Source organism: Aeromonas sp. s11, from assembly GCF_040907945.1.
In the GTDB taxonomy this organism is placed as follows: Bacteria; Pseudomonadota; Gammaproteobacteria; order Enterobacterales; family Aeromonadaceae; genus Aeromonas; species Aeromonas veronii.
Map to the genome: position 1 here is coordinate 74,495 of NZ_JBFOCU010000026.1, position 22,640 is coordinate 97,134.

General features: G+C 61.3%; 20 protein-coding genes. 12 read left to right on the plus strand and 8 right to left on the minus strand.

All coding sequences use genetic code 11. The annotated features are described in order from the left end of the window. Positions 1 to 41: 41 nt before the first annotated feature. Positions 42 to 3,497, minus strand: a complete 3,456-nt coding sequence (locus AB5Y84_RS07915) for a NahK/ErcS family hybrid sensor histidine kinase/response regulator (protein WP_368176727.1) — start codon at positions 3,495 to 3,497, stop codon at positions 42 to 44. 215 nt (positions 3,498 to 3,712) lie between these two features. Here AB5Y84_RS07915 and AB5Y84_RS07920 point away from each other — a divergent pair, with 215 nt between their 5' ends. Genes AB5Y84_RS07920 through AB5Y84_RS07930 form a run of 3 tightly spaced genes read left to right on the plus strand, consistent with a single transcriptional unit; the run spans position 3,713 to position 5,703 of the window. After that, entirely contained in the window at positions 3,713 to 4,261 is a 549-nt protein-coding gene (locus AB5Y84_RS07920) for a DUF2975 domain-containing protein (RefSeq protein ID WP_139430511.1), read from the plus strand. A gap of 7 nt (positions 4,262 to 4,268) precedes the next feature. Next, positions 4,269 to 4,478, plus strand: coding sequence for a helix-turn-helix transcriptional regulator (locus AB5Y84_RS07925; protein WP_005335250.1), 210 nt, complete (start codon positions 4,269 to 4,271; stop codon positions 4,476 to 4,478). Positions 4,479 to 4,485: 7 nt separating this feature from the next. Next, positions 4,486 to 5,703: a hypothetical protein gene (locus AB5Y84_RS07930; RefSeq protein WP_257725885.1), complete on the plus strand. Its 1,218-nt coding sequence runs from the start codon at positions 4,486 to 4,488 to the stop codon at positions 5,701 to 5,703. Between the two features lie 63 nt (positions 5,704 to 5,766). Here AB5Y84_RS07930 and AB5Y84_RS07935 read toward each other — a convergent pair whose 3' ends face one another. Beyond that, a complete protein-coding gene (locus AB5Y84_RS07935) occupies positions 5,767 to 6,921 on the minus strand; it encodes a 3-phenylpropionate MFS transporter (protein WP_257725884.1) in 1,155 nt (384 codons plus the stop codon). 285 nt (positions 6,922 to 7,206) lie between these two features. Beyond that, positions 7,207 to 9,312, minus strand: coding sequence for a TonB-dependent hemoglobin/transferrin/lactoferrin family receptor (locus AB5Y84_RS07940; protein ID WP_257725883.1), 2,106 nt, complete (start codon positions 9,310 to 9,312; stop codon positions 7,207 to 7,209). Positions 9,313 to 9,505: 193 nt separating this feature from the next. Here AB5Y84_RS07940 and AB5Y84_RS07945 point away from each other — a divergent pair, with 193 nt between their 5' ends. The 3 genes from AB5Y84_RS07945 to AB5Y84_RS07955 are packed head-to-tail and all read left to right on the plus strand — an operon-like array spanning position 9,506 to position 11,478. Continuing rightward, a complete protein-coding gene (locus tag AB5Y84_RS07945; protein WP_257725882.1) occupies positions 9,506 to 10,477 on the plus strand; it encodes a ChaN family lipoprotein in 972 nt (323 codons plus the stop codon). Between the two features lie 25 nt (positions 10,478 to 10,502). Continuing rightward, positions 10,503 to 11,057: a cysteine hydrolase family protein gene (locus AB5Y84_RS07950; RefSeq protein WP_005348211.1), complete on the plus strand. Its 555-nt coding sequence runs from the start codon at positions 10,503 to 10,505 to the stop codon at positions 11,055 to 11,057. Positions 11,058 to 11,094: 37 nt separating this feature from the next. After that, positions 11,095 to 11,478, plus strand: a complete 384-nt coding sequence (locus AB5Y84_RS07955) for a hypothetical protein (RefSeq protein WP_005335256.1) — start codon at positions 11,095 to 11,097, stop codon at positions 11,476 to 11,478. 87 nt (positions 11,479 to 11,565) lie between these two features. Here the strand turns inward: AB5Y84_RS07955 and hutZ are convergent, their stop codons facing one another. Further along, a complete protein-coding gene (gene hutZ / locus AB5Y84_RS07960; RefSeq protein ID WP_005335257.1) occupies positions 11,566 to 12,123 on the minus strand; it encodes a heme utilization protein HutZ in 558 nt (185 codons plus the stop codon). Further along, complete coding sequence (gene hutX / locus AB5Y84_RS07965; protein WP_005362516.1) at positions 12,120 to 12,632, minus strand: heme utilization cystosolic carrier protein HutX; 513 nt, start codon at positions 12,630 to 12,632, stop codon at positions 12,120 to 12,122. The genes hutZ and hutX overlap by 4 nt, the downstream gene beginning before the upstream one ends. A gap of 170 nt (positions 12,633 to 12,802) precedes the next feature. Between hutX and AB5Y84_RS07970 the strand changes: the two genes are divergently transcribed. The 5 genes from AB5Y84_RS07970 (at position 12,803) to pepE (ending at position 18,068) form a co-directional block, all read left to right on the plus strand. After that, on the plus strand, positions 12,803 to 13,654 hold the full coding sequence (locus AB5Y84_RS07970; protein WP_216950249.1) for a hemin ABC transporter substrate-binding protein: 852 nt from the start codon (positions 12,803 to 12,805) through the stop codon (positions 13,652 to 13,654). Continuing rightward, positions 13,651 to 14,682 (plus strand): iron ABC transporter permease, encoded by a 1,032-nt coding sequence (locus tag AB5Y84_RS07975; RefSeq protein ID WP_005335261.1) that lies wholly within the window; start codon positions 13,651 to 13,653, stop codon positions 14,680 to 14,682. The genes AB5Y84_RS07970 and AB5Y84_RS07975 overlap by 4 nt, the downstream gene beginning before the upstream one ends. An 11-nt stretch (positions 14,683 to 14,693) precedes the next feature. Then, positions 14,694 to 15,506 carry a heme ABC transporter ATP-binding protein gene (locus AB5Y84_RS07980; protein ID WP_349930881.1) on the plus strand — a complete coding sequence of 271 codons (813 nt, stop codon included), beginning with the start codon at positions 14,694 to 14,696 and terminating at the stop codon, positions 15,504 to 15,506. Between the two features lie 230 nt (positions 15,507 to 15,736). Beyond that, positions 15,737 to 17,098, plus strand: coding sequence for an endonuclease/exonuclease/phosphatase family protein (locus AB5Y84_RS07985; RefSeq protein WP_257725881.1), 1,362 nt, complete (start codon positions 15,737 to 15,739; stop codon positions 17,096 to 17,098). Positions 17,099 to 17,342: 244 nt separating this feature from the next. Beyond that, complete coding sequence (pepE, locus tag AB5Y84_RS07990; RefSeq protein ID WP_349930878.1) at positions 17,343 to 18,068, plus strand: dipeptidase PepE; 726 nt, start codon at positions 17,343 to 17,345, stop codon at positions 18,066 to 18,068. A 120-nt stretch (positions 18,069 to 18,188) separates the two neighbouring features. Here pepE and AB5Y84_RS07995 read toward each other — a convergent pair whose 3' ends face one another. The 3 genes from AB5Y84_RS07995 to dnaB all read right to left on the minus strand — a co-directional run bounded on the left by AB5Y84_RS07995 (position 18,189) and on the right by dnaB (position 21,267). After that, entirely contained in the window at positions 18,189 to 18,608 is a 420-nt protein-coding gene (locus AB5Y84_RS07995; protein ID WP_349930876.1) for a secondary thiamine-phosphate synthase enzyme YjbQ, read from the minus strand. Continuing rightward, complete coding sequence (alr, locus tag AB5Y84_RS08000) at positions 18,608 to 19,681, minus strand: alanine racemase (RefSeq protein WP_349930874.1); 1,074 nt, start codon at positions 19,679 to 19,681, stop codon at positions 18,608 to 18,610. Before alr ends, AB5Y84_RS07995 begins: the two co-directional genes overlap by 1 nt. A gap of 191 nt (positions 19,682 to 19,872) precedes the next feature. Then, the gene (dnaB, locus tag AB5Y84_RS08005; RefSeq protein WP_026035132.1) at positions 19,873 to 21,267 is read right to left on the minus strand and encodes a replicative DNA helicase; all 1,395 of its coding nucleotides are present in this window, start codon (positions 21,265 to 21,267) and stop codon (positions 19,873 to 19,875) included. Positions 21,268 to 21,630: 363 nt separating this feature from the next. On the opposite strand from dnaB, the gene AB5Y84_RS08010 reads away from it, so the two are divergent. Next, the gene (locus AB5Y84_RS08010) at positions 21,631 to 22,491 is read left to right on the plus strand and encodes a Tim44 domain-containing protein (RefSeq protein WP_005335275.1); all 861 of its coding nucleotides are present in this window, start codon (positions 21,631 to 21,633) and stop codon (positions 22,489 to 22,491) included. The last annotated feature ends 149 nt before the right edge of the window (positions 22,492 to 22,640 follow it).

The following is a 22,640-nucleotide window of genomic DNA, read 5'->3' on the forward strand; positions in this document are numbered from 1 at the left end:
GGTTTTGTGAGCCGGTTCACGGCTAGCCGCCCCGGATGCGGCTAGCGCAGCAGCAGGCTGTTCATCAGGGCCCGCAGTTTGAGCGGTTTGACCGGTTTGCTGATGTAGCCATACCCCCGCTCGCGGATCTGCGCCTGCAGCTCGCTCTTGCGATCGGCACTAATGATGATGCCTCCCAGCTCGTCGCCACACACCCGATGCAGCGCAGCCAGCGCCTCCAACCCGGTCTTGCCCTCGTCGAGGTGATAGTCGGAGAGCACCAGTCTCGGCACAAACCCGTCTGCCACCAGCGCCTCGGCTTCGGCCAGATCGACGGCGCAGCGTACCTCGCAGCCCCAACGGCCGAGCAGGGTGCTCATGGCGGTCAGAATGTCCCGCTCATTGTCGATACAGAGCACGGCTACACCTTCCAGCTGGCTGTCACGCACCACCGGCGCCGCCAGCTGATGGGCCGTGACCGACCGGGTCGCCAGATTGAGGGTCACCGCAAAGACCGATCCCTTGCCCGGCCAACTCTGCAAAGTGAGCTGATGACCAAGCACCAGCGAGATGCCACGGGCGATGGCGAGCCCCAGACCCAGCCCCTGCTCCTTGGCGGTACGGGAGTGATCGAGACGGGAGAACTCGTCGAAGATCGCCTCCTGCTTGTCTTGCGGGATGCCGGGGCCGTTGTCCCATACCTCGATGCGGATCTTGTCCCCCATCCGGCGACAACCGAGCAGCACCCGGCCACCCGGGTTGTAGCGAAACGCATTGGTCAGGAAGTTCTGCAGCACCCGGCGCAGTAGCCGCACATCGCTGTGTACCGCATGCTTGCTCTCCACCACCGAGAAGTGGATCCCCCCCGCCTGGGCCAGCACGCCAAACTCCGCCTTGAGATTGTCGAGCAGATCGCGCAGGGCGAAGTCGAGCTTCTTGGCCTTGAACTTGCCCGCTTCGAGCCGCGAGATATCGAGCAGATCGGTGATGAGATCCTCGGTCGCCCCCAGCGCATCGTCGATATGGCGGGCGATGCGGGCCTGCTCGCCAGCATCGGGCAACATCTCCAGCAGGGAGGAGGTAAACAGCTTGGCTGCGTTGAGGGGCTGGGTCAGATCGTGGCTGACCGCCGCCAGAAAACGGCTCTTGGATTGATTGGCCCGCTCCACCTGCTGGTTCACCAGCAGCAGTTGGCGGTTGAGTTCGGAGAGCTCACGGGTACGCTCGGCCACCCGCGCCTCCAGATGTTCGTTGGCTTCACGCAGCACCCGCTCCGCATCGCGAAACGGGGTAATGTCGGTAAAGGTCATGACAAAACCGCCGGCGGGCATGGGGTTGCCCTGCATCTCAATCACCCGCCCGTCCGGGCGCTCCCGCGCCGAGATATGGGCGCTGCCGCGCTTCATAAAGGCGACCCGCCGCGCCACGTGCTCCTCAATATCGCCGGGGCCACAAAGCCCCTGCTGGGCGTTGTAGCGGATGATCTCCTCGATGGGACGCCCTGCCTGAATAAGCCCGGGCGGATAGTGGAACAGCTCGATGTAACGGCGGTTCCAGGCCACCAGCCGAAGTTCCCTGTCCACCACCGATATCCCCTGCCCGATATGCTCGATCGCCCCCTGCAGCAGGCCGCGGTTGAAGCGAAACACGTCGGAGGCCTCATCGACAATGGTGGCGATCTCCTCGAGCTGCATGTTGCGCCCCTGCAGGGCCGAGGCGAGCACCAGCCGCGCCGACGAAGTGCCAAATACCCCCGCCAGCAGCCGCTCGGTGTGGGCAATCAGCTCGGCCGAAGCCTGCATCTGGGGCGCCAGGGTGCCGCCCCGCTCACCGGCGAAGCGACCAAAGGCGCGCTTGACCCGGCTTGAGCCGACAAAGCGGGCCGCCAGCATCTCCAGCTCCTTGACCGAGACCCGCGCCTGATAGAGGGCGGCGGTATCGCGGCTCGGCTTGCCGACAAAGTTGGCCGCCTGCAGCCGCTCGCTCACCGCAGGGCGCGACAGCAGCGAGCCCGCCACATAACCGAGCAGGTTGAATAGCAGGCTCAGGAAGATGCACCAGGCTCCGAGACTCAGCTCGCGAAATGCGGGCCAGTCCGGCGGCGCCAGCAGTTCAGCCAGCGGTGAACCGGCCAGCAGTCCGCTCTCCACCAGTAAGGTCACGAACCAGAGGCTCACCCCGAGGCTCAACCCAAGATAGACCCCCTTGCGATTGCCATGACGCCAGTAGAGGCCGAGCAGCAGGGCCGGCGCAAACTGGGCCACCGCGCCAAAGGAGAGATAGCCGATGCGCGACAAGCTGGTGAGATCGCCGAGCCAGAGGTAAAGCCCCCAGGCCGCCAGCAAGATCAGCAGAATGGCGCCACGGCGCACCTGCAACAGCAGCCGTACCAGCCGCTCGTCGCGCCCCTGCCGCCAGAAGCGGCGCAGCAGCACCGGCAGCACCAGATCGTTGCTCACCATGATCGCCAGCGCGATGGTGCAGACGATCACCATGCCGGTGGCCGCCGAGGTGCCGCCGAGAAACGCCAGCATCGCCATGCCATCGAAACCGAGGGCCATCGGCAGACTGATCACATAGGTATCGGAGGCCATATCGGCACCCACCCACTGCTTGCCCGCCAGCGCCAGCGGCCAGATAAAGAGCCCCATCACGAACAGGTAGAGCGGGAAGATCCAGCGCGCCCAGTGCAAATCCTGCCCCTGATTGTTCTCCACCACAGTCACATGAAACTGGCGCGGCAGGCAGATGACGGCGCACATCGCCAGCACCGTGTAGATGGCAAGCTCCAGCAGGTTGCCGGGGCTCACCGCCACCACCTGCGCAAAGAAGTCGCGGGTCACCTGCTCGTGAGCCTCGCCCGGTTTGCTCAGGATCAGCCAGAGGGCGAAGCCCCCCACCGCGATAAAGGCCAGCAACTTGACCACCGACTCGAAAGCGATGGCCACCACCATCCCCCTGTGGTGCTCGGTGGCATCGAGATGGCGGGTACCGAACAGGATGCTGAACAGCGCCAGCAGCAAAGTAACCCCGAGCGCCAACTCGCTGGTATTGCTGGTCGGGCTGATGCCGCCGCTGTTGACCATCAGCAGATCCAGCCCGGTGACGATGGCTTTGAGCTGCAACACCAGATAGGGGAGGATCCCCATGATGGCGATGAGGGCGATCACCATGGCGAGCCGCTGGGATTTGCCGTAACGGGCGGCGATAAAGTCGGCGATGGAGGTGATGTGTTCCCGTTTGGCCACCAGAATAAGGCGCGCCAGCAGCCGCCAACCAAACAGAAAGACCAGCATGGGGCCGAGGTAGATGGGCACTGGCGACCAGGGGGATTCACTCGCCTGACCCACGGTGCCGAAGAAGGTCCAGGAGGTACAGTAGACCGCCAGCGACAGGCTGTAGAGCAGCGGTTGTCCCTTGAGACGGTGCCGTTTGTGCTTGTCTGCCACGAAGGCGATAAGAAAGAGCAGCCCCAGATAGGTGAGCGACAATCCGATCAGCAGCCATCCCTGGTGCATCGATAACTCCTTGTCCATGTTGAGTTTTTGTATACAACCTCGCCAGTCTAGAGAGGCTGCTGCCAAAAGTCATCCCCTTCGGACAGATTGAAATTATCGTTTTTCAATAAGTTTTATCTTGACTGCATATCGTAAAACAATAAACATTACCGGTGTGAATATTGATAAACGATAAACTTTACCTTTCAGATAAAACCATCACAGTGAGGAATGAGATGATCTCCAACAAACTCGAACGCTCGAGCATGCTGATCGAATGGCTGCTGCTGCTGGCACTGCTAGCGACCCCTTTGATCACCTTGCTGGAGGTGTGGACCCCCTTCGGTGGCGCCGATTTTCTGCAGGATAAACTCAACACCATCTTGAGCCGCCCCGGCATCAATCCTGCCGACTATCCCCTTCACTTCTCCACCCGGCTGCTCGGCACCCTGGTGCAGCTGTTGCCGGATCTGGTCTTTATGATGATGCTCTGGCAACTGCGTCAACTGTTTCGTGGCTACCGCGCCGGTCTGCTCTTCACCTTCGAGCAGATCCGCCGCTATCGGCAGATCGGAGTGCTGCTCTGTACAACCTTCCTGGTCGAATTGATCCTGACCCCCTTGCTGGATACGGTGCTCACCATGAGAGGCCCGGAAGTACTCGGTACCATAGCGCTGAGTACCTCCGATTTCCGGGTACTGCTGGCGGGACTGATCGTACTGGCGCTGGCACTGGTCATGCGCGAGGCCAAACTGCTGGCCGATGAACAGCAACTGACGGTGTGAGGAACGTATGCCCATTATCATCCGCCTCGATGCCCTGCTGGCAGAGCGCAAAATGACCGCCCGCGAGCTGGCCCAGCGCATCGACATCACCGAGGCCAACCTCTCGATCCTCAAGAATGGCCACGCCAAGGCGGTGCGCTTCTCCACTCTGGAGGCCATCTGCCGTGAACTCAAATGCCAGCCCGGCGATCTGCTGGGCTACGAGCAGGAGCGCTAACCCCCTTATGAGTCGTCATATCACCCCGTTTGCCCTGTGGCTGCTGCCGCTGTGGGCCTGCGCTGGCAATGACGCGAGCGGCCCCCGCTACCTTATCGAGCAGGGCGCCAGCGCCAATGTGCTGCAAGTGCGCCTCACCATGCAGGGCAAGCCTCCCTTTACCCTGCTCCCAGCTCGTCAGTTGCCGGGCAGTGCCACGGCGGTTTCCCCCGCGCTGGTCTGCCTTGCAGACAACCAGCCGGTTGCCCTCAACCAGCCCTTCTCTTGCAAGGAGATCGGCTGGCAGATCACGCTCACACCGGCTCCGGCAGAGGGTGCTGATGCCTCGGCCCAACAGTCGCTTCTGTTTGCTCCCAACCAGTGGCTATTGACCGAGTGGGGTAACTTTGTGCGCCAGATGGGGAGCCGCCAAGGAAAGGTTTGTCTACCGGATGGCAACTGCCAACCACTGCCGGATGTCAACCAGCCGCCGCTGATCCTGTCATTTGGTCTGGACACAGTGCCCGTCACCAAGCCGGATCCACGGCTGGTGCTGAGCCATGACGAGACCGCCAATCAGCTCGATCTGCCGGCCTTGCAGCAGCAACTGAATGAGATCGTCGACTATCTGGCCTTCCAGCTCGACGTGGATCCCCCCACTCACCCGTGGCAACTGGTGTGGCTGGGTCGGGATGTGGCGACCCGCTCCCTCGGCGGCGCCGCCGGAGATCAGGTGTTTGTCGCCAACTACCCCACCGAGGCTGGCAAACCGACGCCACAGGCCCCCTTGCGCCTGCTGCGCACCTCGGCCCACGAGGCGGTGCATATCCTCAGCGCTCGCCGCGCAGCTCCACAGCCCACCTGGGTCAACGAAAGCCTCGCCGAGTACCTCGCCATCAAGGCGCTGCGCCGCTTTCGGCTGCATCAGGTCACGGCGGTCAACGAGCTGGCCGAGCGGGGCAAACAGCTGCCCCATAGCGAGAGTGGTCTCTATCGGGCGGCTCGCGAGGTGATGGCTGGCGATCGCTCCTACTACCCGCTCTTTTACGTCAAGGGGAGCGCCTTCTGGGAAGCGCTGGATCGGGAGCTGCAACACAATGACGTGACGCTGGCGCAACTACTGCCCCAGCTGGGCTGGCTGCCGGATGGCCGCTTTGATGCAGCATCCAATGAGCTGCTTGCAGGCACCATCGGCTCGGACACCTGGCGTCGTCTCAGCCGCCTCTATCTTGGCGAGCAGCAGTAACGCCACAAACCGCAGCAACGAAAAAGGGAGAGCCGTGGCTCTCCCTGTTCAGATGTGCATTTCTCAGGCCGGAGCCCTCCCCTGCGCAGACGGCGCAAAGGGGCGCAGCCGCAGGAAGAACACCGGCAACACCACCAGCACCATCAGGAAGAAGATGCCGCCGCCGAGAGGCTCGAACAGCACGCCGCAAAGTGCCATCAGGGCCGCCACCGTCATGCCGAGGCCAAGGGCCGCATAGAGCGCCTGGGTCGGGATCAACTGCTCGGCGGGCAGCTGGCGAGTCATGAAGCGCACCGCCCCGAGATGGCTCATGCCAAACGTCACCGAGTGGAGCAGTTGCCCCAGCACCAGTACCCACAGCTCGGTCGAGGCACCCAGCAATACCCAGCGCACCACACAACCGATGGCACCGGCGATAAAGAGACTCTGGGCGCCAAAGCGTTGCAGGAAACGCTTGTCGGCGGCGAACATGCAGATCTCCGCCACCACCCCGAGCGCCCAGAGATAGCCGATGATGGTGCCGCTATACCCTTGCGCCTTCCAGTAGATGGCGCTGAAACCGTAATAGGCGGCGTGGCTCCCCTGCAGCAAAGCTGTCAGCAGCAGGAAACGGCGCACCGACGCGCTGCGCAGGGTTGCCAGCAAGGACGCCTTGGCCCGCTCGCCCTGACTATCCTGTGGTGCGGGATAGAGCGGCAACCAGCTGAGCAGCAGCATCAGCACCAGCCCCGCCACCATGGTGTGCAAAATCCAGTCGCTACCAAAATTCCCCACCAGCGCCCCCACCAAGGTAGAGGCAACGATAAAGGCAAAGGAGCCGCACAGCCGCACCTTGCCGTAATCGAGGTGCGCCTGCACCACCATGCGGGTCGCCAGCGCCTCTCCCACCGGCATCAGGGTCGGATAGATAAAGTTCGCCAGCAGGGTCAAGCCCACCAGCCACCAGAGGTTATGACTGAGATAGAAGCCGAGAAACGCCAGCAAACTGAGCAGGGAGAGCAACCGGGTAACCGGCAACAGATGGCCCGCCCCCTTGATCTGCCCCATCACCATCAGGTTGCCGGCAAAGCGGATCGCCATCCCCGCCCCCAGCAGCAGACCAATCATCTCGGCGCTGACGCCCACCCCCTCCAGCCAGAGCGACCAGAACGGCAAGTAAGCACCGTAGACAAAATAGAAGGCGCCGAAAAAGAGCGCTAACCAGGAAAACGCGGGCATAGATCCTCTGCAACCGGATGACGGGAGCAGAATGATAACCCATCCGCCCCCGCAGATCCCGATGGAAACCCTGCGCAGAAAACGAAAAAACTTCAATAAAATTGAACTATTACCGAAGAGGTGGGGTCTACCTGGTAACACCTCCTCCTGGTTAGTGTTGCAATCCTTCCACCCGCCTATGGCGGGTTTCTTTTTTTAGGCAAACCTCTGCTCCATCGTCACAACATGGCGGCGACAAAAAAGGGGCCGAAGCCCCTTTGATCATCTGCGTCTGTTGTTTGCTCTTTAGAATACGTATTTGACCCGTGCACTCAGGTTGCGGCCCGGTTCGGTCATCATGCTGTTATCGGAGCCCTCGGCACGACCGGCGATGCGCTCGTAGCTGGTGTACTCCTTGTCAAACAGGTTGAAGACCCCGACGTTGAGCTGCAGGTCGGTCATCGGGTTGAACTGGGCGTACATATCCACCACACCCCAACCGGCGCTCTTAACGTAATCGTTGCCTTTGCTGTCTTTACGGACTTTGTCCATGTCGTCAGCAAAGCGCAGCGCTGTGTTGAAGTTCCATTGGGCCTGTTCCAGACGCACACCGACGGAGCCGTTCAGCGGGCTCAGGCTGTTGATGTAGTTGCCATCCCCATCCTTGCCTTCGATGTAGGCGAGGTTGCCCCAGACATTGACGATGTCGTTGAGCCAGTAATCCGCCTTGGCTTCGACCCCTTTGGTGGTCGCCTTGCTCAGGTTCTGGTACTGATAGACGGCGGTGCGCCCCTCTTTGCCCACTTCCACCATCTCGATGAAGTCTTCAAACTTGTTGTAGAAGCTGGCTACTTCATAGCTGAAGCCGTTGCTGCTGCCACGTACACCAAGATCGATGCCGTCGCTGCTCTCCGGATTGAGGTTCGGGTTGGGCTCGATGCGATAGCCGTAAGCCTGATGGTTCAGGGTGGAGAAGGCGCTGTCATACATGGGGGCCTTGAAACCGTGGCTGTACTGGGCGAACAGGTTGGCCGCCTCGTGGGCCTTGAACACCAGACCCAGCTTGGGTGACAACTCTCCTTCGGAGAACTTGTGCAGCTTGTCGCCTGTGTAGGCCGGATCGTTGTCCGGGGTCATCCGGTAGTAGTCATAACGGGCACCCGGGGTCAGCACCCAGCGCTCGCCAAACTTGATCTCGTCAAAGGCCCACAGGGCGCTGCGCTCGCTGGTGGTAGCCGGGAAACTCAGCTCGTTGTAGCCGACAAAATCACCGGGAGTCGTCGGCCCCTTGTAACGGGTACGTTCGTTATCGGTGTGCTCGTATTCAGCCCCCCAGGCCAGGCGGTGGTTGGCGACCGCCTTGTGGAACTGCAGCTGGGCGCCGATGTTCTTCTGATCGAACACGTTGTGATCCAGCGAGTTTTTGGTCACATAGGGGTTGCCGGGGCTGACTGGATACTTGGATGAGGCGTACTGATCCAGCGTCTGCTTGGTGCGGGCGAAATAGACCTTGCTATCCATCCGATCGGCCCAGCCTTGATTCAGCGCGATGCCGTGATCCAGCACCACTGAGAGGTTGTCGGTCTGCTTGTCGGTGATGGGCTGATCAAAGACACGGGCAGTGCCGGTACCGACCTTGTTGAGCTTGACCGCATCCGGCTCCTCACCATCGGTCAGGTAGTCAACGGTCAGCTTGAGGAACTGCTCATCGGAGAGGTTCCACTTGCTCTTGAGCAGCAGGGCGTGGGTACCGATATCGAAGTCGTTCTTGGTGGAGTCGAAATTCTGGGTCACACCGCCATCGCGCCAGGTGTAGCGCAGCAGGTTCTCCACTTCACCAGTGCGCAAGGCGCCGGTAAAGCCCGCCATCTTCTGGTGGCTGCTTGAGGCGTAACCGCTGGTCACGTCCAGATAACTATCCTTGCCCTTGAGGAAATCGCTGGCATCCTTGGTGGTGATGGCAATCACGCCACCCAGCGCATCGGAGCCGTAGGCGGCAGAAGCGGGCCCCTTGGCCACTTCTATCTGCTTGATCATATCGGTATCAAAGTAGCTCTGGCCAACCCCGCCCTTGCTGTAGGCATCGTTCTGGCGCACACCGTCGCGCACCACCTTGACCCGGTTTTCACCCATGCCGCGGATGATGAAGGTCTGCGCATCCCCCTGACCGCCGAGCACAGTCACACCGGGTTCATAGCGGAACAGGTCGGCGACGTTGGTGACGACCTGCTCTTCAATCTGCTTGGCAGTGATCACCGAGATGGGGCCAGAGACATCTTCCAGTTTTTGCTCCATCCGTGAGCCGCTGACGACCACGACTTCATCCGCCTTCTGGGTGGCAGCAAAGACCTGGGAGGAGAGACCGGCCGCTACGGCGAGCGCGACCAGAGAGAGTGCGTTTTGATGGGTCACAGCGAATCCTTATTGAGAACTATTATCAAACAGACCGCATATTACCCGGCTCTCGACAAAGATCAACAAGAAACGAAATCATTCTCATTTGTTTTGAACAAAATTGGTTTTACACTGTCGCCCTGTGTTGCCCTTATTCTCTATTAGCCCCCCGAGATGCACCGGCATCCGGGCATATCAGCCGTGAGATCCCATGATTAGACGACTTCCCCTGCTCGCCCTGCCGCTGCTGCTGGCAGCCTGTGCCACCCCCACCCAACCGACCCAGTCATCACAGTTGCAGACGCTCTATGACTACCGGCTAAGCAGCGAGGGAGACGCAGACCTGACGCTGGAGCAGGCGCTCGCGCGCATTGCCGACGCCGACATCATTCTGGTGGGTGAGCTGCACAGCCATCCCGCCGTGCATCTGTTGCAATCGCGCCTGCTGAGCGGGCTCTACACCGCAGGTCAGCAGCACGGTCGGCCATTGGCCCTCTCCATGGAGCAGTTCAGCCGCGCCGATCAGAAGACGCTGGATGCCTATCTGGCGAACCAGATTGGTGAAGCGGCCTTGATCCGCGAAGGCAACGCCTGGCCCAACTATCCAAGCGACTACCGCCCGCTGGTAGAGTTTGCCAAGGCTCACCAGATGCCGGTGATCGCCGCCAACGCCCCCAAACCGCTGGTGAGCTGTGTCGGTCAGGAGGGGGCTGAGTGGCTCGACAAACTGCCCGCGTCGCGTCGCAGCCAGCTGGCCCGCCAGCTGACGCTGGGGGATGACCCCTATCGCCAGAAATTTATGGCCTCCATGCACCATGGCGATGCCGACAGCAACGCCCGCCGCTTCGCCGCCCAGACCAGTTGGGATGACACCATGGCCGAGAGCATGGTGGATTATCTCGTCAAGCACCCGGGCCAGCAGATCATGCATATCGCCGGCAATTTCCACGTCGAGGGGGGGCTTGGGCTCGCCAGTCGCATCGCCAGCCGCAATCCTGCCCTCAAGGTAGCGCTGGTCGTGCCTCGTACAGATGAGACCTCTGTTGCAGATCACGCAGCCGATGTGCAGGTAACCATCATGCCGCTGCCTAAGCGCTGGCAAAACAGTGACGAGATGAAGCAAGATATGGGCGCGCTGCATCAATCCCGCAGTCGTGACTGCAGCCAGTGGCTGCAACCCTAATCTTCCAGGAAACGGCGGGTAAAATATGGATGTGTTACTGATCATCGATGTGCAGCAAGGCTTGTTCAACGAGCCCCGTTACCGCCAGGAGCAGGTGCTGGCCAATATCAATCGGGCTGCGGCCCATGTCAGGCAGCAACAGGGACGGGTCATCTATATCCAGCATGACTCGCCCCCCGGTACCGAACTGGAACCGGGCACCCCGGGTTGGCAGTTGCACAGTGCGCTGCAACCGGCCAAGGGAGAGAGCCGGGTGCGCAAGACAGCATGTGACAGCTTTCTCGATACCGAGCTCGCCTTCCTGCTGGCCGAGCAACCGGTCGATCGACTCATTCTCTGTGGCTGCGCCACCGATTTTTGCGTCGACACCACGGTGCGCAGTGCCGCCTCCCATGGGTACGAGGTGCTGGTGTTGAGCGATGGTCACACCACCGCCGATCGCCCCCATCTGAGCGCGGCCCAGATCACCGAGCACCATCACTGGATGTGGCGCCACCTCAGCCTGCCGGAGGGGCGCAGTGTGACCCTGCTCACCACCGACGAGCTGCTGGCAGTAACACCCGCCCTGCAGCCGTGCTAATCTGCGAGCCTCGCTTCGTTTCTCACTGGAGTCTGTCGTGCGCCTGTTGTCTGCCACCCTGTTGTTGATTGTTCCCCTGCTGTCGGCCTGCTCCAGCTTGCCCGGACAGAAGTATGACGGGCCGGAGCCCCTGTTTCTGACCCACATCAACGAGGAGGGGAGCAAGCGCTTCACCTTTGAAGCCGCGCCCAACGACACCTTGCCGCGCGGCCTATCGGCAGCCCAGAGCCAGCGGCTGCTGGAACAGCGAGAGGCGTTGCAGGAGAACCTGCTGACCGAGACCCTGGCGACCAAGCAGTATTGCCGCCAGGGCTACATAGTGCTGAGCCAGACCTCCTGGAAGGTGCGGGGGGAGTGCAACGAAACGGCCACCGACGCCGATCGTCGCGCTTTTCCCAACAAGGCCAGCTGGCAGGATTGAACAGGCCGGATGAGATAACACAATAAAAACGGGCAGCCCAGTGGCTGCCCGTTTTGTTATGACGGCTGTCGTGGTCGACAGGGATCGTCAGACCGGCGCATCGGCCGGGCTGGTGAGCTCGGCACCGTTATCGATGCGCTTGTGCCCTTCCACCAGATGGACGAAATCCACCAGCTCGTCACCGGAGACTGCGAACGCCTGGCCGAAGCCCTTGACGAACAGCCCCTGCTCCGGCTTGAGGCGGAACAGTTTGAAATCCTTGAGGTTGGAGAGACCCTTGATGATCTCGCCAAAACGTCCCTCCAGCGCTGCAACCGCCTTGCTCCAGCGAGCGTCGTCTCGGGCCACCACTTCAGCCACCGCATCGAAGGTCAAGCGCTTGCGGGCAAACAGCTCGCGGGCACCGCTCTCATCCTCGATCAGCATCAGGGATACCCGGGGCACCTGTTGCAGGTTGCGGGCGTGGCGGGCGATCTCGGAGATCAGCACATAGTAGCCATCTTCCTGCAGCACGAACGGGGCATAGCTGGCGTTGGGATTGCCTTCGCCATCGACGGTGGCGAGCTGCAGGGTACGGCAGCTGTCGCGAAACTCGCGGATCTCCGGTTGCAGGCGGTTCTGCAGACGCTCCTGACGTTCACTCATGCTTTGACTTCCTCTTGAGAGTTGTGGCGCAGCGCCATGAAACGGGTGACCTGATCGGCCAGCAGCTGGCGTTTCTCGTCGCGACCCAGATAGACCTTGAAAATACAGCGGCCGGAGTGACCGAAGAACTGGAAGGAGTGCCCCTCCTTGCCCATGAACAGCTTGCTGACCAGCGCAATCCCCGCCACGTTGTCGAGTTTGAGGTGACCATGCAGCTCACCGTCGCGGCCCATCAGGTTGTAGTAGCCGCGTGCGTCCTTGCCTTTCGGGAAGGGGGCTTTGACCTCGAAGATGGAACCTTCTGATTCGACGATGGTGGTCACCGGGCCCCAGTCGGCCAGATCTTCCAGCAGACCTTGTGCGCGATCGGCGGGCAGCAGGGTCACCAGCTCGGCGGGCAGATGGCGAACCACCTCCCATTCGCTGATGGCAAGCTGGGCCGCCAGGGTGGACGGATGAGCGCCGGGATCCTGCTCCAGCAGCGCGTGAATGCGTTGTGCAATGCTCATGTTTTCTCCCTCTGCGGGACCATGTTGTCCCGCTGTTTATCATGGCGGCTACTCTAATAAAGCACCGAAACCAATGCAATTGATAATTGCTATCATTATCAGTGCATTTTTTCCAAAGCCTTGATATTCTCGGCGGCACACCCGTTTAATTCACCCCTTCGGAGGTTAGCATGGGCCGTCGTCTTGCCCTCGCCATCACCCTGCTCTGCAGTTCACTCTCTCCCTTCTCTGCCGTTGCCGCCGACGGACAGAAAGAGCGTATCGTCAGTATCGGCCCGGCCACCACAGAACTCATTCTGGCCCTTGGCGGTGAATCGAGCCTGATCGCCACCGATGTCAGCAGTTCCTTGCCAAAAGGGCTGCCCAAGGTGGGTTATCACCGGGCGCTGGCCGCCGAAGGGATCCTGAGCCTCTCCCCCACCCGACTGGTGGGCAGCGACGAGATGGGCCCGGCCCCGACCCTGGATCAGCTGCGTCGTGCCGGGGTCAAGGTGGAGGTGCTGGATACCGCGCCGACTCTCGCCAACCTCAACCAGCGCATCGACACCCTCTCCAGCCTGCTGGGCGATAAAGCAGCTGGCGATCGCCTGAAGGCAGAGATCCTGGCCCAGACCGCTCAGCTGGCAGCGCAAGCCAAACAGAACAAACCGCTCAAGGTCGCCTTCCTGCTGCTGCACAAGGGGCAACCCACCAGCATCGCCGGAGGTGACACCACCGCCAGCGCGCTGATCTCGCTGGCAGGCGGCATCAATCCGGTCGCCGAGTTGCGCAACTACAAGCCGGTATCCGCCGAATCCCTCATCGAGATGCAGCCCGATCTGGTACTGATCAGCGGTCGTGACTGGCAGCAATATGCCGATCCGGCCAAGGTTCTGGCAGAAGTGCCCGCCCTGGCCGCCACCCCGGCTGGCAAGCGCAACGCCATTCACGCCATCGACGGCCACGCCCTGCAAGGGGGCCTGAGCCTCAACTCCCTGCAACAGGCGAACCAGATCGCCCAGTGGATCAAGCAGGGGTCATGATGCGGTTACCCCTCTCCTGGCTGCTGGCCTTCACCACGGCCGCACTGGCACTGTTGCTGCTCGGTTCGCTGGCAACCGGCCCCATGACCCTCACCCTGGGCGAGAGTCTGCGGGCGCTGTTTGCCGGGCAGGAGAGCGGGATTGAGTCACACAAGCTGCTGATCGTGCAGGAAATTCGCCTGCCGAGAACCCTGCTCTGCATCGCAGTGGGGGGGATCCTCGGGCTCTGTGGCGCCGTGATGCAGGGGCTGTTTCGCAACCCTCTGGCTGACCCCGGCATCATAGGTGTCTCCGGCGGTGCGGCACTCGGTGCGGCGCTCGCCATCGTGCTGCTGGCCCCCCTCGGCCAGCAGCTGCAAGCCACCATAGGGGTTGGTCTGCTGCCGCTGCTCGCCTTTCTCGGCGGCGCGCTCACCACCACCCTGGTTTATCTGCTCGGCACCCGTGAGGGCGGCACCTCGGTCACCGTCATGCTGCTGGCCGGGGTCGCCATCACGGCGCTCTCCGGCGCGGTGATCGGCCTGCTCACCTATCTGGCGGACGATCAGATGCTGCGCAACCTGAGCCTGTGGCAGATGGGAACGCTGGCGGCAGGCAAACCGGCCGATGTGGCGCTGGCCCTGCTCACCCTGGCGGCCCTGCTGTGGCTCTTTATGCGCGATGCCAATCCCCTCAATGCCCTGCTGCTGGGTGAAGGGGAGGCTCGTCATCTGGGGGTCAATGTGCAATCCCTCAAACGTCGTCTGATTCTGCTCACCGCAGCGGGCGTCGGGGTGGCAGTGGCGGTATCGGGGATGATCGGCTTCGTCGGGCTGGTAGTGCCCCATCTGGTGCGCCTGCTGGCGGGCCCCAACCATGTCAGGTTGCTGCCGCTATCGGCCCTGCTTGGCGCCGCCCTGCTGCTGGCAGCCGATATGCTGGCACGCACCCTGCTGGCCCCGGCCGAGCTGCCGGTGGGCATCATCACCGCCCTGCTCGGCGCCCCCTTCTTCATCTGGCTGCTGGTAAAAGGCCGCCGCGCCCTGTGATACGGACTGTTATGCAACCACTCTCATCCTCACTCTCCTCCCCCCTGTTGAGCTGCAGCCGACTCAGCCTGCGCCGTGGCCAGCGCCAGATCCTGGATGGGCTCAATCTCGACCTCGAGAGCGGTACCCTCACCGCGCTGCTCGGCCCCAACGGGGCGGGCAAGAGCTCACTGCTCAAGTGCCTGACCGGCGAGCTGGAATATGAGGGCGCCATCACCCTGTTTGGCGCGGATCGCCAGCAGTGGGACAGCAGCCAGCTGGCCCACCGGCTCGGGGTATTGCCGCAAAGCTCCTCCCTCAACTTCCCCTTTCTCTGCGAGGAAGTGGTTGCCATGGGGCGCTTGCCCCACAGTGAACTGGCGGCGCGGCGTGACGAAATTGTGGCAGCGGCCATGACCCATGCCGGGGTCGAGCATCTGGCCAAGCGGCTCTATCCCGGGCTCTCTGGCGGCGAGCGGCAGCGGGTGCAGTTTGCCCGGGTGCTGGCGCAGATCTGGCAGGCCCCCTCCCCGACCGGGCAGGCCGAGCAACCCCGCTTGCTGCTGCTCGACGAGCCTACTTCGGCGCTCGATCTGAAATACCAGCACCAGTTGCTCACCATGGCGCGCGCCCTGGCCAGCCGCAATACAGCTGTGCTGGTGGTGCTGCACGACCTCAATCTGGCGGCGCGCTATGCCGACCGGCTGGTGATGCTGGAGCGGGGCAAGCTGATGGCCGATGGCACGCCAGCCGAGGTGCTCACCCCTGAGCTCATCGCCCGTCTCTATGACTATCCGGCACAGGTGATCCACCACCCCGAAAGCGGCCTGCCGATGGTGGTGTGACAAATTCAGAGTGCGGTAACGGCAGGAAGCGCGCCATTCATCCCGGAAACTGCAGCATATAAACCGGTTTTTCACACTCCATATCGCCCTGCTAACATTCATCATCGCCAGCTATGTGGTGTGAATATCCTCACACTTTGCTCAGGCAAAATCCCCGCAGCATCACCGTCTACTTATAATGACGCCGCCTCACAGAAGGCATAACTCATTGATGCTACGGAATAATTACAATGAATAATATCAACAAGACCCTACTGGCTGCCGCCATCTCCCTCGGGATGCTGGCTGGCTGCAACAGCGACAACGACTCAAAGGCAGCTGATCCCATGGTTCGTTTTGCCACCTTCAACCTCTCTTTTGATCGCACTGCCGCCGGTATGCTGACTGGCGAGCTGGCGCTGACCCGCACCGAGCAGGATGCCCTGCTGGCCCGCCTCGCCGAAGGGAGCCTGAGCGGCGCCACTGAAACCAAAGCCAAGAACGTGCAGCAGATCCGCAACGTGGCGGAGATCATCCAGCGCACCCGCCCGGATGTGTTCCTGCTCAACGAGTTCGACAACGACGGCAAAGGCGAGAGCACCGCCGATCTGAAAGCCTTCAACGACAACTATCTGGCCCACGCCCAGCATGCCGAAGTGACCGCCATCAGCTATCCGGTGATGCAGAACTTCGCCACCAACACCGGCCTGATGAGCGGTTATGACCTCAATCTGGATGGCAAAGTCAACAGCGGCCCCGACGATGCCTGGGGCTTTGGCAACTATCACGGCCAGTATGCCTTTGCGGTGATGTCCAAATACCCCATCGACACCAAGCAGATCCGTACCTTCCAGCACTTCAAGTGGAAGGATATGCCGGGCGAGCAGAACCCCATCATCGATGACTGCAACAATCCCAAGGTCAAGATCCCGGCCGGCCGCCAGTGTGGTGATGCCTGGTATTCAGACGCAGCCTGGCAGCAGTACCCGCTCTCCTCCAAGAACCATGCCGATGTGCCGGTACGGATCAAGACCGAGAAGGGGGAAGAGGTGATCCACTTCCTGATCTCCCACCCGACCCCGCCAATCTTTGCCAATGCGGCGCGCCACACCGTCAAACACAACCGCGCCGAGATCGCCTTCTGGAATGACTACGTCAAGGGTCTCAACTACATGACCGATGACAAGGGCACCAAGGGTGGGCTGGCCAAAAACGCCAAGTTTGTTATCGCGGGTGATCTCAACGCCGATCCGCTCACCGGTGACGGCGACCTGACCGCCATTCAGGATCTGCTAAACAACCCGCTGATGAATCAGGCCATCACCAATGGCACCCTGATCCCGGTCAGCGAAGGGGGCTCGGAGTGTGTCAGCAAGGGGACCGACTGCAAACGCAACCTCACTCGCCCCAACCCGGAACGCATCACCAACTCCAGCGTGCTGCAGCTGGATCACGTCATCCCCTCCGCCAACCTCAACGCGGTGAAGAGCGGTGTCTACTGGCCTGCCAGCTTCGAGGCCGGTTATCACCTGGTCTATGATGCGAAACTCGGCATCGCCAAAGGGGTCAGTTCGGATCACCGCATGGTGTGGGTCGATCTCAAACTCGACTAACTCTGCCATGACCCCGCTGCGGCGGGGTCTTTTATTGGCAATGGGTGGCGAGTTGACCACGGCCCATTAATCCACCGCTTGGCATTGAGTTATCCATCCATAACTCCTCCATAGCCGTTGAATGGGCCTCGCGATCACAGAACCGCCACGCCAATGGTGGTAGCATGCCTCCTCTTGCCATCCGGCCGCACGGCGGCTCCGGTGGTCCTCCCTCCTCCGCTTTCACTTTTTGAGGAACGATTTGATGGAACTGCTTCTGCTTAGCAACGGTAAAGCCAACGAATTTCCGGGTCTGCTCGGCTGGGCCCGAGATCGGGTTCAAAGCCTGCTCGCGCGCAAACAGGTCAAGCGCATCCTGCTCATCCCCTACGCGGTGATCCGCAGCGACTGGGATGCCCGCGCCAACGAACTTACCGAGAGCCTCGGGATCGAGACCATCAGCATTCATCACTTCGATGATCCGGTCGAGGCCGTCAATCAGGCCGATGCCATCTTTATCAGTGGCGGCAACACCTGGCGCCTCAACCAGATGTTGCATGAAAACGGCCTGATCGTGCCGATCCAGCGTGCCGTGCGCGAACGGGGCGTCCCCTATGTAGGCTGGAGCGCCGGTTGCAACGTGGCGACCCCGAGCATCCGCACCACCAACGACATGCCGGTCTGCAACGCCGCCGTGCTGCCCGCGCTGGGCCTGTTCCCGCTGCAGATCAACCCGCACTATCTGGACGCCAGCATCAGCGGCCACATGGGCGAGACCCGCGACGAGCGTCTGGCCGAGTTCTGCGCCATCAACCCGAGCGAATATGTGGTGGCCCTGCGCGAAGCGAGCCTGCTACAGATCAGCGGCGATACCGTTGAGTACTGGAGCGCCCGCGAGCAGGACTTCAAGATCTTCAAACAGGGTCAGGAGCCGCAAGCCTTTATGGACGCAGCCCCGCTGGCCGAGTTGACCCCCTTCAAGGTCCGCTGAGCCAAGCAGAGCGCCGTGCCACTGGCAGGCGGATAGCTCGCGAAACGGTGAAAACAAAAGAGGGATGGCTCAATGCCATCCCTCTTTTTTATCGTCATCTTTCAGCTGGTTGCAGCCTGATTACTCACCCTGCAGGGTCACCAGCACCTTGCGGGCGCCACCATCGACGCGATGTTCGCCAAGCCAGATCCCCTGCCAGGTGCCAAGCGCCAACTGACCATCACGGATCGGCAGTTGCAGGCTCACCCCGAGCAGGGAGGATTTGATGTGGGCGGGCATGTCATCCGCCCCCTCATAGGTGTGGCGATAGTAAGGGGCATCTTCCGGCGCCAACCGGTGCAGATGGGCCTCCATATCGCTGCGCACGCTGGGGTCGCAATTCTCGTTGAGGGTGAGCGAGGCGGAAGTGTGTTGCAGTAGCAGGTGGGCCATGCCAATCCGGTAACCCGCCAGCATCGGCAGCTTGGCCACCAGCTCGTCCGTCACCAAATGAAAGCCCCGCGAACGGGGCTTCAGAGTCAGCAGGCACTGCTGCCACATCAGACGTACTCCATAAAGACGCGGGAAGTGAGTTTGGTGATGAGCTCGTAGGGGATGGTGCCAATCTCGTCGGCCACCCGCTCCACCGGCAACCCCTCGCCCCACAGCACCGCCTCGTCGCCGGCCTTGTCGGTCGCGCCCGGGCCCAGATCGACCGTGCTCATATCCATGGAGACACGCCCCACCAGCGGCACGATGCGGCCGTTGATCAGCACGGAAGTGCCATTGGGCGCCATGCGCGGATAACCGTCACCGTAGCCGATGGCGATCACCCCGAGCCGGGTATCGCGATCCGACACCCAGTTGGCACCATAGCCCACCGGCTCGCCCGCCTTGTGATCCCGCACCGCAATCAGCTGGGTCTTCAAGGTCATCACCGGCTGCAGGTCGTAATCGGCCGCCACCGTGTTGGGGAAGGGCGAGACGCCATAGAGGATGACACCGGGGCGAACCCAGTCGCAGTGGGAGCCTGGCCAGGCCAGAATGCCCGCCGAGTTGGCCATGGCCCGCTCGCCCGCCAGCGGCGCCGTCAGGCGACTAAAGAGATCGATCTGCTCGCGGGTAGTGGGCTGCTCCAGCTCATCGGAGCGGCTGAAGTGGGTCATGATGTTGAACGGCTGCACCACGTTCTTGCACTTGCCGAGTCGTTCGATAAAGGCGGGCATCTCGTCGGCACGCACCCCGAGGCGGTGCATGCCGGTGTCGAGCTTGAGCCAGGCCACCACGGGGGCTGGCAGCTCGACCTGCTCCAGCGCTTCGAGCTGCTCCCAGGTGTGAACCGCCGTCTGCAGATTGTTGGCCGCCAGCACCGGCAGATCGTCGGCGGAGAAGAAGCCCTCCAGCAGCACGATGGGTTTGACCACGGCGCAGGAGCGCAGCATCAGCGCCTCTTCGATACGGGCCACCGCATAGGCATCCGCATCCACCAGGGTGCGGGCGACCGGCAGCAGTCCATGGCCATAGGCGTTGGCCTTGACCACAGCGATGATCTTGCAAGCGGGAGCGTGGCGCTTGACCACGGCGAGGTTGTGGCGCAAGGCCGCAGTGTTGATTTGGGCAGTAGCCGCTTTCATGGTTTTCCCTTACGAGGGCACAAATGGTCTCCCCCTCATCGGGCAGAAGACCGCCACTCACTTATCGTCGTCGAAGGCCGGACCGGCATAATTGTCGAACCGGGAAAACAGGCCCTGAGCAACAGCCAATGACTGGCTATCGATCAGGGCAGTCGTGGTAATGACGAAACCGCCATCACCTTGGGTTTACATCAATAATCGTCGTCAAACGCCGGACCGGCGTAGTTGTCAAACCGGGAGAACTGCCCCTGGAAGGTGAGGCGCACCCGGCCGATGGGGCCGTTACGCTGCTTGCCGATGATGATCTCGGCAATCCCCTTGTCCGGGCTGTCATCGTGATATACCTCATCACGATAGATAAACATGATCAAATCCGCATCCTGCTCGATGGAACCCGATTCACGAAGGTCCGAGTTGACCGGGCGCTTGTCGGCCCGCTGTTCCAGGCTTCGGTTCAGCTGGGAGAGCGCCACCACCGGGCACTGCAGCTCTTTCGCCAAGGCCTTGAGGGAGCGGGAGATCTCGCCGATCTCCAGGGTACGGTTGTCAGAGAGCGCCGGCACCCGCATCAGCTGCAGGTAGTCCACCATGATCATGGATAGGCCACCGTGCTCGCGCGCCACCCGACGGGCACGGGAGCGCACATCGGTCGGGGTGAGGCCGGAGGCGTCATCGATATACATCTTGCCCTTCTCCAGCAGCAATCCCATGGTGGAGGAGAGGCGCGCCCAATCCTCGTCGTCGAGCTGACCGGTACGCACCTTGGTCTGATCGATGCGACCGACCGAGGCGAGCATACGCATGATGATCTGCTCGGAGGGCATCTCCAGCGAGAAGATAAGCACCGGCTTGTCGGCAGTGAGGGCCGCATGCTCACAGAGGTTCATGGCAAAGGTGGTCTTGCCCATGGAGGGACGGGCCGCCACGATGATCAAGTCCGAACGCTGCAAACCGGCGGTCATCTTGTCGAGATCGTTGTAACCGCTCGATACCCCGGTCACCCCGTTGTGCGGGGTCTTGAACAGCTCTTCAATCTTGTCGACGGTCTGCTCGAGGATCAGCTTCAGGGGCTGGGGCCCCTCGTTGGCGCTGGTGCGCTGCTCGGCAATCTTGAATACCTTGCTCTCGGCAAGATCCAGCAGATCGCCGGAGGTACGGCCCTGTGGCTCGTAACCCGCTTCGACGATCTCGTTGGCGACCGAGATCATCTCCCGCACCACCGCCCGCTCGCGCACAATTTCGGCGTAGGCGTTGATGTTGGCGGCACTCGGGGTGTTCTTGGCGATCTCCACCAGATAGGCGAAGCCGCCCGCCTCTTCCAGCTGTTCGGAGCGCTCCAGCTCCTCCTGCAGGGTGATGAGGTCGATGGGGTTGCCCGCGTTGGAGAGGCGGGTCATAGCCTGGAAGATCAACCGGTGCGGACGGCTGTAGAAATCCTGATCGATAACCCGTTCGGCAACCCGATCCCAGGCATCGTTATCCAGCATCAGGCCGCCCAGTACGGACTGTTCGGCCTCAAAAGAGTGGGGAGGAACTTTCAGCTGTTGTGTCTTGGCGTCTTTTTTCGCCGTCACTTGCTCTGCCATACACATAAAAACCGCAGCGGGAAGGGGACGGGAATTTTACAAAAGAAAGCCAACTACGGCGAGCCCTATCTGGCGGCTCATACCATCATAAAGGGCCAAACCAGAGTCTGCTCTACCTTGACCATTTTGATTTTGCTTCGCATTTTGCGCTCCTTGCGACTCAATCTTCTGCTTTTCATCCGGCTTACTCCTCTTGTTTGACGCCGCATCGCGGCAACCTCGTTCATGAATAATTCATGCCAGAGGTGATATTGATGAATACAAGCTGCGACACAATTAGGGACAGGCAGCCTGCCATGCGCCTTGCTGAGCTTGCCAAAGCGGAGCATGCCCCACCCACAGACGAGAGTGAAAAGAGTCAAAATGAAAAAGATGCTGACCCTGTTTGCCGTGATCCTGGCCATTGGCCTGGGGGCACCTCACGCCGAAGCCAAGAAGTTTGGCGGCGGCAAATCCTTTGGTAAAAGTTACAAAACTGCGCCGGCCCAGCCTGCGGCCAAACCGGTCGACAACAAGAATCCGACACTGAATGCCCAGACTCCGCCGAAAAAGAGCGGCATGATGGGTGGCCTGCTGGGCGGCCTGCTGGCTGGCGGCCTGTTTGCCTACCTGCTGGGCAGCGGTGCCTTTGAAGGTCTGCAAGGAATGGACTTCCTGCTGATCGCCCTGCTGGCGCTGGGGGCAGTCTTCCTGATCCGTACCCTGCGCAAGGGCAAGGTCGCGACGCCACAGCCACAACAGGCGGCCTATGCGGGCTATCAGCCACCGCAATCCGCTGCCCCGCAACAGTTTGAGCAGAGCAACAGCGCACCGCAAGCCACCGGCTTTGCCGACAGCGACGTGCCGTTCCGCCTGCCGCCTGGCTTTGACATGAACAGCTTCCTGGCCGGTGCCCGCGATCACTATCGCACCCTGCAAGAGGCGTGGAACAAGAACGATCTGGAAAAGGTGCGCGAGTACGTCAGCCCCGAGCTGTTTGAGCAGCTCAAAGCCGAGCGCGCCGAACTGACTGGCGACCAGCACACCGAAGTGATGTACGTCGATACCCAGCTGGTACGTGCTGACTATGGCAGCGACTGGGCTCAGGTAAGCGTGCGCTTCAGCGGCCGCTACATGGACCGTCAGGAGCAAGTCGAGGAAGACATCAAAGAGGTGTGGCACCTCGAGCGCGATCTGGCCAAGAACAATGCCCCCTGGCATATCGTCGGTATCGAGCAGCTGTAAGGTTTAGATTGTCACTACGCAGGAGGCGGCCCATGGGCCGCCTCTTTTCATTTCATTGTCCCGTCCTGAATATGGTTTACACCTTTCCCCCCAATAAATGGAGAGCCCGATGGGACAAGGTGTGAAACGGACACAGCGCGATTACTCGC